General features: G+C 50.2%; 12 protein-coding genes. 4 read left to right on the plus strand and 8 right to left on the minus strand.

Going from position 1 to position 13,336, the window contains the following annotated elements:
• Positions 1-71: 71 nt before the first annotated feature.
• Entirely contained in the window at positions 72-755 is a 684-nt protein-coding gene (locus AC6I8T_RS25360) for a GntR family transcriptional regulator (RefSeq protein WP_208726890.1), read from the plus strand.
• A gap of 661 nt (positions 756-1,416) precedes the next feature.
• A complete protein-coding gene (locus AC6I8T_RS25365) occupies positions 1,417-2,157 on the plus strand; it encodes a carbonic anhydrase (RefSeq protein WP_208727084.1) in 741 nt (246 codons plus the stop codon).
• A gap of 211 nt (positions 2,158-2,368) precedes the next feature.
• Here AC6I8T_RS25365 and AC6I8T_RS25370 read toward each other — a convergent pair whose 3' ends face one another.
• The 7 genes from AC6I8T_RS25370 to AC6I8T_RS25400 form a co-directional block, all read right to left on the minus strand.
• Complete coding sequence (locus tag AC6I8T_RS25370; protein ID WP_208726891.1) at positions 2,369-3,349, minus strand: VOC family protein; 981 nt, start codon at positions 3,347-3,349, stop codon at positions 2,369-2,371.
• Between the two features lie 351 nt (positions 3,350-3,700).
• Positions 3,701-4,183 (minus strand): YbaK/EbsC family protein, encoded by a 483-nt coding sequence (locus tag AC6I8T_RS25375; RefSeq protein WP_208726892.1) that lies wholly within the window; start codon positions 4,181-4,183, stop codon positions 3,701-3,703.
• Between the two features lie 214 nt (positions 4,184-4,397).
• Entirely contained in the window at positions 4,398-5,894 is a 1,497-nt protein-coding gene (locus AC6I8T_RS25380; protein ID WP_497834760.1) for an efflux transporter outer membrane subunit, read from the minus strand.
• Between the two features lie 13 nt (positions 5,895-5,907).
• Complete coding sequence (locus AC6I8T_RS25385; RefSeq protein ID WP_021183915.1) at positions 5,908-7,023, minus strand: ABC transporter permease; 1,116 nt, start codon at positions 7,021-7,023, stop codon at positions 5,908-5,910.
• A 4-nt stretch (positions 7,024-7,027) separates the two neighbouring features.
• A complete protein-coding gene (locus AC6I8T_RS25390; RefSeq protein WP_497834761.1) occupies positions 7,028-8,155 on the minus strand; it encodes an ABC transporter permease in 1,128 nt (375 codons plus the stop codon).
• Positions 8,148-9,935, minus strand: a complete 1,788-nt coding sequence (locus AC6I8T_RS25395) for an ATP-binding cassette domain-containing protein (protein WP_497834762.1) — start codon at positions 9,933-9,935, stop codon at positions 8,148-8,150. The genes AC6I8T_RS25390 and AC6I8T_RS25395 overlap by 8 nt, the downstream gene beginning before the upstream one ends.
• Complete coding sequence (locus AC6I8T_RS25400; protein ID WP_497834763.1) at positions 9,919-10,941, minus strand: HlyD family secretion protein; 1,023 nt, start codon at positions 10,939-10,941, stop codon at positions 9,919-9,921. The genes AC6I8T_RS25395 and AC6I8T_RS25400 overlap by 17 nt, the downstream gene beginning before the upstream one ends.
• Before the next feature lie 112 nt (positions 10,942-11,053).
• Here AC6I8T_RS25400 and AC6I8T_RS25405 point away from each other — a divergent pair, with 112 nt between their 5' ends.
• Positions 11,054-11,710 (plus strand): TetR/AcrR family transcriptional regulator, encoded by a 657-nt coding sequence (locus AC6I8T_RS25405; RefSeq protein WP_208726896.1) that lies wholly within the window; start codon positions 11,054-11,056, stop codon positions 11,708-11,710.
• 20 nt (positions 11,711-11,730) lie between these two features.
• Here AC6I8T_RS25405 and AC6I8T_RS25410 read toward each other — a convergent pair whose 3' ends face one another.
• Entirely contained in the window at positions 11,731-12,138 is a 408-nt protein-coding gene (locus tag AC6I8T_RS25410; RefSeq protein WP_497834764.1) for a nuclear transport factor 2 family protein, read from the minus strand.
• 153 nt (positions 12,139-12,291) lie between these two features.
• Here AC6I8T_RS25410 and AC6I8T_RS25415 point away from each other — a divergent pair, with 153 nt between their 5' ends.
• A complete protein-coding gene (locus AC6I8T_RS25415) occupies positions 12,292-12,843 on the plus strand; it encodes a TetR/AcrR family transcriptional regulator (RefSeq protein WP_303464584.1) in 552 nt (183 codons plus the stop codon).
• Positions 12,844-13,336 lie beyond the last annotated feature (493 nt).

Below are 13,336 nucleotides of genomic sequence, written 5' to 3' on the forward strand. Positions count from 1 at the left end.
TAGACTGATATATAAGATTTCAGCCGGTTTGACGGTAAGCCGCTTAATGAGCGATGTATTGGATGACAATAATGACAAAAACGCAAACTGATGCGCTTCCCGCGATTTCTCTGGAAACGCTCGGCAATCAAATTGTCGATGCACTGAGTCAGGAGATTATCTCTGGCCGATTAACCCCCGGACAGCGTGTTGATCTCGGTTACTACGCGACGCAATGGAACATCAGTATCACACCGGTACGCGATGCGGCGCGAAAATTAGAAGCGTTGGGGTTAATGGAGATCTTTCCTCGTCGCGGTGTGTTTGTGGCAACGCTGAATGCCAGAGATGTCAAAGAGTTGTTTGATGTGCGTATTGCGCTGGAGAGTGCCACCATTCGCCTGGCGACGCCCAATATTCCGCGTGCAGAGGCCGAGCAAACGCGCGCCCTCTATCTCCAGGCGGGGGAACAACTGCATCAACAGAACGTTGAGCAATCGCTGCCAGCAGTAGATCTGTTGATCCATAAGCTGGCATTACAATATTGCGACAATGCCCGATTAACCCGGATGATGCAGGAGATGTGGAGCCAGATTGAGTGGTGTCAGAATACCATCGCCTCACAATTGCAGGAGCCTTTCCTCACCACGTTACCTGAACATATTGCGATATGTGATGCCGTTATAGCAGGAGATGCGGAGGCGGCTTCGCAGGCCATGTATCGTCATCTCACGCTGACTGCTGAGCGTATTCAACACTTATTGATGCAAATGTAAGGGGCTGGAGGACGACGTTGAGCGGTCTGGATCGGAAAAGGTTCATTTGGCAGAACCTTTTTCGGCAATGGCATGCTGCCCGGAGCTGTAAACAACGCTCACGCACAACGTCTTATGTTGGGTATAAATGGATTCAGCCTTGTTAATTTAATGTCCGTCGTTTGGTGTGACAAGATGCTTAATGGCTAATATCTCAATCAGCAAGCCGATGAAAGGCTTTCGTTAGCGGTTCGCTTTAAATAAATTTCCCTCAGAAAAATTTTTCCTACCCCCAACTCTGCATTGGTACTGATTTTATATTTATCTCTAAGCCTGGGCGATAATTATATGACTGAAAAATAAGTAAATGCACAAATAATGGCAGTGGCAGGCTCAGTGTAACCAGGTAAATCTATTTTCAGGGAAACAACGCAAGAAAATGCCACTGCATTATTTGATTTTATTTTAACAGGTGATGAAAGCGCAATTTATGCCAGGCTGATATATCATTGGATGTCGACATTTTTAATTTCACCGGGCATTAACAGCACTGAGGCTATTTATTCCCGAAACCAGACCGAATAACGCCGTGTAAATCAGGTATGAAGTGGTGACTCCCTCTGCGAGAGGATGAGTCAGGCTTGCCTGAAATGATACATTTCAACCTTGCAAGGAGTACATGATGAGCCATAACCCCCTGAATCAATCATCACGTCGGATATTATTGAAACATACCCTTGCTGTATCCGCTCTCTCGATCACTGGACTGGCAGGTTTATTAGTGCCCACTATCAGCCTGGCAGCATCGCTTAGCAAAGCAGAACGCGATGCGATGACGCCTGATCAGGTTATTGAGCATTTCAGGCAGGGCAATGCGCGTTTCAGGGAAAACCGTCCTGCAAAACATGATTTTCTGGCGCAGAAACGCAGCAGCGCTGCGGGTCAATATCCGGCAGCAGTGATCCTCAGTTGCATTGACTCGCGCGCACCGGCTGAGATTTTGCTGGATGCCGGGATAGGGGAGACGTTTAATGCTCGCGTTGCGGGCAATATCAGCAACCGGGACATTTTGGGTAGCATGGAATTTGCTTGTGCAGTTGCCGGAGCGAAGTTAGTACTGGTTATGGGCCACACCAGCTGCGGTGCTGTTCGGGGCGCAATTGATAATGCAGAGTTAGGCAATCTGACGGGGTTGCTCGATGAAATTAAACCCGCAATTGAAAAAACAAAATACAGTGGCGAGCGTAAAGGCAGTAATTACGATTTTGTTGATGCGGTTGCCAGGCAAAATGTCGAAATGACGATTTTAAATATTCGAAAAAATAGCTCGGTGCTGAAAAGTCTGGAAGACGAGAAAAAGATTAAAATTGTTGGCAGCATGTATCACCTCGTGGGTGGCAAGGTTGATTTTTTTGAGGTGTAAAATCTTGCGAGTAAATTATTTTATTGGAATTGCCCTGATGGCTCGGAGGCCATGACTTCAGGGCAAGACCCGATGATATCTTGTTGGGTGTTAAAAGATTCCCAATGGCTAAAATTTCAAACCTAAAACCTTCCGTGCCTTCGCATCAAAAACTCTCTGTATGGTCGATTTTTAACGACAGCAGCCTTGGTAGCCGCGCAGCACAAGCCTGTCACTCTTCCAGTTGTTTCGGTGTTGGTGGTGTGCCATGAGTATGGAAAGTTTCGATCGTCTTCAGGCCCCATGCCTGTCCTTTTTTACGCTCGGTTTCCGTCCAGACGACTGTCTGCCAGTCAGGAGCCAGAATCAGCCGTGCCCCAGAATTTGCCAGCTCAACACGGTTGCCAGCAGGTTCCCATACGTACAAGAAGAATGTGCCCTGAATGGCATGCTTATGCGGTCCGGTTTCGATATGTACACCATTTTCGAGAAAGATATCCGCGGCACGCAAAATATCTTCACGGGTATCTGTCGCATAGGTGACATGATGAAGACGAGCATTACCCCCACCATGCTCTTCGGTGCAGGCCAGATCGTATGTTTTATTATTGATCGTGAACCAGCAACCGCCGATGCGTCCGTTATCAAGCTGAATCATTTCGGTGACACGCGAGCCGAGGCAGGTTTCCATAAAGGTTTTAAACTCGCTCACATCGGCTGCCAGCAGGTTGAGATGATCGAGACGACGTGGGCAAGCGCCGCGGCCATGATAGCGTTGCGCTAAGTTTTTTAATGAAGGGCGCTCAGCCGCATCTGCCTGATAACGTACCGTGTCGTAATAGATTTCAAATACGTGTCCGAAGGGATCTGAGAAGCGAAAAGCACGTCCATGTCCAGGTTCATCATCAACCCAGCCAATAACATCATATTTACTGGCCTCGATCGCCGCCACCCGTCGCATCAACGCGGCCTCTGAACTGGCGCGGTAGGCGATATGGCCCACACCTGTCGTTGAGTGGCGCGTCAGTTTCAGGGTATGGAATTCGTAGTCATCCCATGCCCTGAGCCAGGCATGGTTCTCATCCTGCGCAGAGACAGTGAGACCATACACGTTGACAAAGAAATCCAGGCTTTCCTCAAATTTATTTGAGAACATCTCAACATGTGCCAGGTGTGCAATATCATGACATGGCTCGGCTAAATGGTTTGTCATTCGAGGCTCCCAAAATCTGATCGTATCGTAGAGGTTTATTTATCCTTCGGTCAGGGTATCTTTAAGCGGCACTGGAAAGCAGGTGGCTTTCGCTTTTCAAGGTATGAGTTCCATTTATACTGTGACGGATGTATCACCGGATAGGGGCAAAACGCGGCGGATCGGCGGGAAAATGCCAATAGCGTATAAATTTCATAAATTGATCAGGCAGAGTGGCTGGCGGCAAACTGAACAAAGCGTGAGGGCATCTCATGGCCAGATTGACGGATTTCTAAAGAAATCCGTTCCAGATAGCGTTGATTCTGTCGGGTACTGAGATTGATGCTACAGATAATTAAAATGACTTTACCCTTACCCGGGCAGTTTCTGGTTTACATCAACACTCAGGCTCACCCATTTGGCCCCGGTAATGCTGGCCAACTTTTCGGGTGAGATACGCACTCCTGAGCGTGCATTGCCGCCCGCAGGCAGCACTTCAGGATAACTGAGCAGGCTTTCATCACAGTAAATATTAACTTCCGGGTTGATGCCGAATGGGCAGACACCACCCGGAGCAAAGCCCGTTTGCATCTCCACCTCATCGGCTGCCAGCATGCGCGCCTTCACACCAAAAAATTCTTTGTATTTTCGGTTATCCAGTCGACGATCGCCCGCCATAACCACCAGCACGACCTGGTCATTAACCCGGAAGGACAACGATTTTGCGATTTGTCCATGTTCAACGCCAAATGCTTCGGCCGCCTGAATCACGGTTGCAGTTGGTGCTTCCAACTCGGTCACGGTAATTTCTGGTGCGTGTGTTTGCAGGAAGCTGCGAACGCGTTGAATCCCCATATTGCTCTCCATGTTGCTGATTTCAGCTCGACGATATGATGAAAGAAAGCTCATCATTGTTATGAAATCAGATCGTTTTCTGTTTTACCAGTCCGGCAACGGGATCTAACTTTCTCATTTCCTGCTATTTAGATTAATTGTGGTGGTGGAGGTATTCTCAAATCTTACGTGATGATCCCAACATCAGCGCGGTGTATAACGTTGCTGGTGTGAATTAACGTGGATAGTTACCCACAGCACGATTCACCGCCGCCCATGCCGTCTTAAGATCCCGCTGGCTCATTGCCAATGCCTGACGTGCCTGAATATCGCTACGTTGGGCATCCAGGACATTAATAAAACTGGTTAATCCGCCGTTATAGCGTGCCTCAATCAAGGCCAGCGCCTGAGCAGAACTCTCAGCCCGCGTTTGTTGTTCAGCGAGTTTTTGTTGGGCTGCGCTATAGCGACTCAAAGCGTCATCAATTTCCTGCCACGCTCTCAGGACAGTTTTCTGATAATCGACAGCGGCCTGTTGCTGATCAGTCTCCCGCAATACGACAGTCGCTTTACGCCGTCCTCGATCGAAAATCGGTAAATTGAGGCTTGGGCCAACGGACCAACTGCGGCTGCCCCATTCACCGAAATTACCCGCGCTGTAGGTATCCATCCCAATTTGGGCACCGATTGTGATACTGGGGTAGAGTTCTGCTTCAGCCACGCCAATTCTGGCTGTGGCAGCATGAAGATGTGCTTCCGCAGCTTTGATGTCAGGTCGGTTTGACGCGACCTTTGAGGGGATACCTAACTGTAAAGGCGGCAGATTGCCTGCCTGTAAGCTGCCAGGTTTGAATTGCAGCAACGTTTTCAATGCACCAGGACGTTCATTCAGCAGCAGAAGAAGCTGATTTGTCGTCACACCCTCCTGTGCCTGTAATTCAATAAGATTTGCCCGCGTCGCTGCCAGTTCACTGCGTTGCCGTTCAAGATTCGTATTATCCTGTGCACCACTCAACGTTCGTGCTCGAATCAACGACAGACGTTCATCAAGTGCTCTTTCATCATCTTTTGCCAGGCTGATTTGCTGCTGAATCCCCCGCAAAGTCCAGTAACTGTTAACCACGTCACCAACAATACTCAATCTGGCAAATTCAAGCTGTGCCTGCTGCGCGGCGCTGTCAGCTTCGGAAGCCTCAATGGCGCGACGGACGTGCCCCCAGAAGTCAATTTCCCAGCTAAAATCCAGTCCTCCCTGATACCAGTTGTAGGGATCGGTCATCAACGTGATGAGCTCATCCGGATTTGGCAGCACCTCTTTTAACGCTCTGGTCGAAGGGCTGTTTTCGCTTTGCTGATTGCGGGTGATACTGGCTGTCGCATTGACATTTGGCGTTTGTTGCGACGACGTGATGTGTTGCTGTGCGCGTGCGCTGGCAAACCGAAGCGCGGCAGTTCTGATATCAGGACTGGCAGTTAAGGCCTTTTCAACCAGCACATTGAGCGTGGGGTCATCGTATCTTTTCCACCACTGGTTATCCGCTACCGCAGCGGCACCGGGAACATTAAGCAACGCAGGATCAGCACTACGCCAGCTTGTCCAGTCAGCCGGAGCTTTCTGCTCTGGTTTTTTGAAATCAGGACCAACGGTACAACCGCTAACGAGTATCATCGCCAGCAACGTTGCCACGACGGACAACCCAGGACGATTTAAGTGGGAAACACTGAGATTCATCTTCATTCCTGCATCAGTACAGTCGGTTACGAAACAACCATGCAGCCAGCGGCATAGTGACAACAGCCAGGGCAAGCATTGGAATAAAATCAAAGGCGATATCAGCGAATCCGGCTCCCTCGAGATAGACCCGGCGCACCAGATCGATGGCAAAGCGCAAGGGGTTGGCATAGGTGAGGGTATTGAGCAGGTCAGGCATGGTTTGTACCGGGGTCAGCAGCCCGGAAAGCAGCATGAGCGGCATAATCAGCAAGAAGGTGTAAAGCATCGCCTGTTGCATATTGATGGAAACAGCCGAAATCGACAGCCCCAGACCAACCGCAGCAATGTTGAAGCACAACAGGCCGGTGTAGAGCACCAGAAACGAGCCGTTCATCGGTATCCGGAACCAGAACAGAATGATCAGTAAAATTATCGTCGACTGTACCAGGCCCACCAATACAGGTGGTATGGCTTTGCCAACCAGTAGCTGCATGGGTGTAAAAGGGGTCACAAGCAACTGATCAAATGTTCCCTGTTCCCGTTCTCTGGCGACAGACAGAGCAGAAAGTAACAGGGTTTGAATCATGCTGAGGGCCGCAATCAGAGTAGGCATTATTCCCCAGCGAGACTCAAAATTTGGGTTATACCAGGCTCTGACCACGACGTTCATGGCAGAAGGGCCAGCACTTCTCTGATTGAAGCCAGTGACTACCGCAGAGATATAACTCGCTGCGGCCCCGGCCGTTGAAGAGTTACGCCCATCCAAAATTACCTGCATGGGGGAGGCTAAGCCCTGGTTGAGTTTATCCTCAAAGTCGGGTGGGAAAGTCAGTACCATAAGCGCTTTACCGTCCATGACAGTCTGCGCTATCTGGGCAGATGAAGTCAGGGTCGCCGTACGGTTAAAAACACCGGTGCCATCAAGATGCGACAGAATCTCGATGGAAGACTGACTTCTGCTTTGATCCAGGACGGCGTAGTCAACATGATTGACATCATAGGTTGCGGCATAACCGAAGAGTACGGCCTGCAAAAATGCCGGTGCAATCAGGATCACCCGGTTGGCGGGTTCTTTGATGATCGTCAGCATTTCTTTTCTTATCAGAAAGCTGATATGTCGCAGCCACTGTATTAATGAATTCGTCATCTTTTTATCTCAACCGTTTACGAAGTGAGATCCGCGAAGCGTTAATAAGCAGCACTGCGTAAAGCAAAAGAATGCCGCACTGGCGGAAAAACAATGGCCAGTCATTCCCCCCCAGGAAAAGCGTTTTTATCAGAGACATGAAATGTGTGGCAGGCAGGATCTGACTGACTACCTGGATTGCCACCGGCAAATTGCGAAGATCAAAGACAAATCCTGACAGCATCATGGCTGGCATAAAGCTCGCAATCAGTGCCACCTGACTTGCCATGAACTGACTCGGCGCAAACCCAGAAATTGCCAGCCCCATACCCAGCGCCACCAGCAGGTAGAGCAAAGAGGCGATGATGATAGCGAACAGGGAGCCACGGATGGGGACGTCGAAAAGATAATGTGCAGCCAGAAGGCACATCATCAGGTCAACCGTGCCTATCACCATATACGGGGCAAGCTTGGCGAGTACAAGTTCCAGTGGGCGAACCGGGGTGACAAACAACGCTTCCAGCGTTCCCCGTTCTCGCTCCCTGGCTATCAGTAACCCGGTAAGAAAAGCACCAATGAGCGTCAGAATCAGGACAATGATCCCAGGAACGATGAACCAGGTGCTGTTGCTGGCTTCGTTAAACCACATACGCTGCTCGATGGAAACAGAACCCACCACCGAGGGGGTATTTTGCCTGTCTGATTCAACGGCAGACTGCACGGCCAGTGCCCCGGTAATGTAATTCTGAGCGGCAGATGCGACGCTGGTCACCGCCCCATTCAGGATTACCTGCAACTGTCCTGTGCCGACGCTACTACTCTGCGCATAATCTGAAGGAATACGGACAATGGCATCCGTTTTCCCCTGTTGCAGCGCCCTCTGCGCCGTAACGAAGTTTGGATACTCCTGCACTGACAGATAGCGACTTCCCTGCAATGCGCTAATCACCTGATGGCTTTGCGGAGTATGTTGTTCCTGAACGACAGTAACACGGGCATTGGCAAGGTCGAAAGAAATACCGTAACCAAATAAAAGAATTAGCACCACGGGTAACAGGAAACCCACGGCCAGATTGCTTTTATCACGAACCAACTGGCGTGTCTCTTTCCGTGTCAGCGAGATAAGACGATGAACGAATGTGGAGTCATGCATGTGATGACCCTCTCTCTATGGCGTTGGCTCGTGCATTCTCGACAATCGCAATAAATGCCGTATTCATATCGACATCGTGATGCAGCCCGGCAAACTGTCGTACTTCTCCTGGGGTACCCAGTGCCAGCATTTTTCCGGCATCCTGAATCGCTATGCGGTCGCAATACTCGGCTTCTTCCATAAAGTGAGTGGTGACAATGATGGTGATCCCCTTATCTGCCAGCTCTCCGATGGTGTACCAGAAAAGGCGTCTGGCCAGCGGGTCGATACCACTGGTGGGTTCATCAAGAAAGACGATTTCGGGTTGATGCAATAATGCGACAGCCATCGACAAACGTTGTTTAAACCCACCCGGCAATTCACCACTGATAGCATCAGGGTTGAGTTTGAACTGTTTAAGAGAGGCTTCAATCTGCCGGGTTAACACGTCCCCGGACAAGCCATAAGCACCGCCAAAGAATGTCAGGTTTTCCCTGACGCTGAGATTGCCGTACAGCGCAAACTTTTGCGACACATAGCCAATTCGGGCGCGCGCTTTTGCTCTTGCGGTTCGCAGATTCATTCCGGCGACTTCCAGCTGACCACTGGTCGCAGGCAGCAGTCCACACAGCATGCGAAAGGTGGTGGTCTTTCCGGCGCCGTTCGGTCCGAGAAGACCGAAAATCTCCCCACGTTTTACGCCAAAAGAGGTGCTGGCAACCGCAGTAAAATCACCAAACTTACGGACCAGATCCTTTACAAGAATGACAGGATTATCGCTGTCATCTGCGGAATCACGGGATGACACCATTTCTGGCTTCACCGGGGCAGAGAATGTTGAGGATTGTTCCTTCAGCTGTGCACGATGCAGCAACAGCATGAAGCCGTCTTCAAGCTCAGGTTCGCGTGGTGTGGCGTTTATCCCGGCAGGGGTCGATGTGTCTTCAGGGGACTGACAAATAAACCTTACGGCATCCCCTTTAGGGACGGCGTCAGCAATCTTTTCCCGTTGTTCAAGTAAATGTGCCTGCAATGTACGTGATTTGATTCCGGATGCCGGAATTGCCTGCCATGTGCTGCCATTGGCGACCTGTCGAAGCTCGTCTGGTGTGCCAGAGGCGAGAATTTTACCCTGATCCAAAATGTAAACCTGAGCACATCGTTCAGCTTCATCCATGTAAGCTGTGCTGATGATAACGCTCAGATTTTCTTCCTGGACAAGTTGCTCAATAATCTTCCATAAATCGCGACGGGAAAGCGGATCAACCCCGACACTGGGTTCATCCAACAACAATAAATCCGGGGAGCGCACCAGGGTACAGGCCAGACCCAGTTTCTGTTTCATACCGCCAGACAGCTTTCCTGCCGGGCGAGCGGTGAAACGTACAAGGTCAGTGATAGCCAGCAAACGGGCAAAACGTGACTGCCTTTGCCCGGCTGGGACACCATGCAAGTCAGCATACAGGTCAAGATTCTCCTGCACGCTCAGATCCTCATAAAGACCAAATCGTTGCGGCATATAACTGATGCGGTTTTGCACAGATTGCGGGTCAGCAACTACATCGGTCCCCAGAACTGTCAGGGTACCCGATGTGGGGGTATACAGTCCGGCGATCAGTCGTTGAAAGGTGGTTTTGCCAGCACCATCCGGCCCGACGAGCGCCGTCACTTCACCGGCACGAATCCTCAGCGTGAGTCCATCCAGCGCTCGCAGGTCTGGCATATTTTTCCCAGGGGCAGGAAACTCGCGCACTAAATCTTGAGCCACCACCACGTCCTGACGATCAGTGAGGGGCATCATGTTGTTTCTCTGGTTGAGTGTTGATAGTGACCGTTGCAGGCTGTCCCATACGCAATACATCATTCGGGTCTTCAGCAACAATTCGCACTTCGTAAACCAGATTGGTTCGTAGCTCCTCGGTCTGAACCGATTTTGGGGTGAATTCGGCGACAGAAGAGATAAAGCCGACTTTGCCCTGCACGGGGTTATCAGGAAAGGAGTCTGTCCTGATCTGGGCGGTCATGCCTGACCTCACCCGGCCAAGATCATTTTGGCTCAGCCATACCCGAACCCATTTGGGTTCACTCAGTGCCAGAGTGAAGACGGCTTTCTGAGGTCCGGTCATGTCACCCGGCTCCTGAAGACGGGCACGTACCACAGCGTCGACAGGAGAACGTAACTCGGCCTGTGAAATGTGGTACTGCATCAGTGCCAGCTGGGCCAGCGTGGCGCGGACCTGAGCGACCGATGCCTCACGCTGCTCTTTTCGAACCCCTTTTTCCATTAACGTGAGGTTAGCCTGCCGCTCTTGCACACTCGCCTGTGCAATGAGCAGGGAACTTCTGGCCATATCCAGTTCCTGCTTGCTGATACCTTTACCACCCGTGGTGGCTGAAATCCGCTGGATCCGGGTGATATCCTCAGTGGCTTTTTGCAGTTGTGCCTGAGCGGATGCCAGTTGCGCTTTCGCCTGTGCGATTTCTTCCGGACGCGCGCCCGCCTGCTGTTCACGAACGGTCTGCTTTTGAACATCCAACTGCGCCACAGCCTGTTGTTCCTGAATTTCCAGCGCTTTGGTATCCAGCGTAGCCAGAATCTGCCCGGCTTTGACGTGGTCACCTTCATCAACGGCAACCGTACTGATACGGCCATTATTCTCAAATGCCAGTGAGACCTGACGGATGTCGACATTGCCATACAGTGTCAGTTGACCCGTATTCTGGTTGTTTCTGCCAAACAACCAGAAAGCGCCTGCGACAACGATGAGAACCGCCACGATCCCTCCAGCGATGATTTTTTTGTTCATGGGCATTGCGTCCTGACGCTCTTCGATGCTTAGTTTAAATTTAATTTAAACTTTAATTGTGTGATAATAAACCCCTTATGGTCATAAATAACTTATCCGGGCATTTTGAATAATGGGCAGAGCACGACGCAGCGATGGAGATATCACCCGCGAGAGCATTCTGGAGGCAGCAGGGGAATTGATTGCTGAGAAGGGGTTTGCTCAGACCACTAACAAAGAGGTCGCCAAAAAAGCCAATGTTGACCTGGCAGCGATCAACTATCACTTTGGCGGTAGAGATGGGCTATATCTGGCTGTGCTGACACTGGCTCATCATCATTACCTGGATGGTGATCAGCTTGCTCAGTTAGCGGCATCAGACCTTCCCGCTGAAGATAAACTGGGTGTGTTTCTGGAAACGTTTCTGGCGAAACTCAGCAATCCGGATGACTGGCACGGACGCGTATTTGCACGAGAACTGTTGTCTCCTTCGGTACAACTCGGTGATTTTATCAACTCAGAAGGTGCAGGAAAAATTCAGTCAGTCAGGCGGATTGTTGCGCAGGCAGCCGGTCTTGCAGAGGATGATCCCCGCCTGCTTCCCTGCATGCTCAGTGTCGTGGCACCCTGCATGATGCTGATGGTGGCCGGGAACCGGATACCTGGCCCGGTGCAGGAAATTGTCGCGATGCAGACGCAAGCGCTGACTGCGCATTTCAAACTTTTTTCTCTGGCTGGGTTAAAGGCGATACGTGGCGAGAACAGCAGTGAATCGCCGCAAAAAAGTTAACCGTCAGCTTAACCAGCGTTTCAGACACAGGCCTGTGCGACAGCGTAACTGTCTTCAAACAGCCGAAAACGCGTAATCAGGCCATCAGTCACCGTAAAATCAAGCACGAACTCGCTCTCGATCAGTTTTCCGGTTTTGTTCACCCGGGAGGCCAGCCTGCCGGGGATCATTACTCTGCCACCCAGCACCAACCTCTCGCCGACTTCAAAGTGTTCCGAGCTAATCTGCTCGCGGATCTGCCGATAAAACTCGACGGCACCGGCTTTGCCGTGCTTGCGGCCAATCCACGGCACAACCGCCACATCTCCCGCCACGAACCAGTCAACCTCCTCGCTGACCAGCTCAGCAATGGTTGAAACATCTGGCGATGTTGCCGCACGTTGCAAAAATTCCTCAATAACCTCAACCGGTTGTCGTTCAGACATCATGCGCCTTCTATTCTGTAGTCAAAAATATATAATTGGTTCTAACCCGGCTGGATGATGCAGTCAATAATTTTGTAGTGATATTTACAGAAATGGTGTGCTATGACTTCTCGCGGAAGACCCCGCAGTTTTGACAGGCAAGCGGCTTTACAGGCGATGATGGAAGTCTTTTGGATTCGCGGCTATGAAGGCGCGCAACTCTCTGATTTAACTGCCGCAGCAGGTATTAACCCGCCCAGTTTTTACGCTGCATTTGGGTCCAAAGAAGCCGCATTTTGTGAGGCGGTGGATCATTACCTGGTGACAGTCGGAGAAGGGTCGCGGCTGGCGCTGGAGACGCCGCCAACGCTGCGGCAGGCGCTGCGTAATATGTTCCTGACCAGTATTGAGGCTGCGCTCGCCCATCAACCGGGCGGATGTATGCTGATCCTCGGTGTAGTGAATTGCCTGCCGGGTAATGAACAGGCAAGGCTGTACCTTAAGCAGGCACGGCACAAGATTGTTGAGGCGATTACCGCCCGTATTGAACGTGGACGTCATGACGGCGACATTCCCGCAGAAACCGATATTGGGCAAATGGCGGCGTTTTTTTATGGCATAACCCAGGCGATTTCCTTGCAGGCGCGTGATGGATCATCCAGAGAAGAGCTTATCGCCATGATTGATTTTGCCCTTCGTGCGCTGGATACAGTGGTGGTTACAGGTTAAAGCGGTCAGATAAAGAAGAGAGAATGCTCTGCGCAGCCATCAGGGCAATGGAATATTTCCTGTCGAAATTTTACCGCAAGAGTAAATAGAAAAAATGTTAATGTCTGATGGCGACTTTAGTCACATGTGAAGGTTAAATATGCAGAACGTGTCTGTGTATGGCGTGTTTTCAATTGTCGAAATTAATGTTTGTTTTATGTGATTTATATCACTCCATTGGTCTTTCCGACCTTTAATTATTGTCTCCTTATTAATGTAATTTACTTAACTTATTGATTTGTATTTTTTATTTTAGCGCATGAAAGAAAATATAATGATATGCAACCATCTAAGTTTATGCCCGGAATCATATAGTAAATACATATAAACGTCCTGTTTAGATCTTGTTATTTACTGTGAGTGATTACTCCTGTTGCATTTTTTCAATGTTTTTAATAATTGCTAATCATTAATTGCAGATGTATTCTCCTTGCTCCTTTTTCGTAATATAAAT

This window comes from Pantoea sp. X-Soil-OKNW-556 (assembly GCF_059730695.1).

Excerpts from the sequence above, each read along its gene's own strand:
- AC6I8T_RS25400 (WP_497834763.1), bottom strand. The coding sequence starts at position 10,941 with ATGAACAAAAAAATCATCGCTGGAGGGATCGTGGCGGTTCTCATCGTT.
- AC6I8T_RS25380 (WP_497834760.1), bottom strand. The coding sequence starts at position 5,894 with ATGAATCTCAGTGTTTCCCACTTAAATCGTCCTGGGTTGTCCGTCGTG.
- AC6I8T_RS25385 (WP_021183915.1), bottom strand. The coding sequence starts at position 7,023 with ATGACGAATTCATTAATACAGTGGCTGCGACATATCAGCTTTCTGATA.
- AC6I8T_RS25375 (WP_208726892.1), bottom strand. The coding sequence starts at position 4,183 with ATGGGGATTCAACGCGTTCGCAGCTTCCTGCAAACACACGCACCAGAA.
- AC6I8T_RS25395 (WP_497834762.1), bottom strand. The coding sequence starts at position 9,935 with ATGATGCCCCTCACTGATCGTCAGGACGTGGTGGTGGCTCAAGATTTA.
- AC6I8T_RS25415 (WP_303464584.1), top strand. The coding sequence starts at position 12,292 with ATGATGGAAGTCTTTTGGATTCGCGGCTATGAAGGCGCGCAACTCTCT.
- AC6I8T_RS25390 (WP_497834761.1), bottom strand. The coding sequence starts at position 8,155 with ATGCATGACTCCACATTCGTTCATCGTCTTATCTCGCTGACACGGAAA.
- AC6I8T_RS25370 (WP_208726891.1), bottom strand. The coding sequence starts at position 3,349 with ATGACAAACCATTTAGCCGAGCCATGTCATGATATTGCACACCTGGCA.
- AC6I8T_RS25405 (WP_208726896.1), top strand. The coding sequence starts at position 11,054 with ATGGGCAGAGCACGACGCAGCGATGGAGATATCACCCGCGAGAGCATT.
- AC6I8T_RS25365 (WP_208727084.1), top strand. The coding sequence starts at position 1,417 with ATGAGCCATAACCCCCTGAATCAATCATCACGTCGGATATTATTGAAA.
- AC6I8T_RS25360 (WP_208726890.1), top strand. The coding sequence starts at position 72 with ATGACAAAAACGCAAACTGATGCGCTTCCCGCGATTTCTCTGGAAACG.
- AC6I8T_RS25410 (WP_497834764.1), bottom strand. The coding sequence starts at position 12,138 with ATGATGTCTGAACGACAACCGGTTGAGGTTATTGAGGAATTTTTGCAA.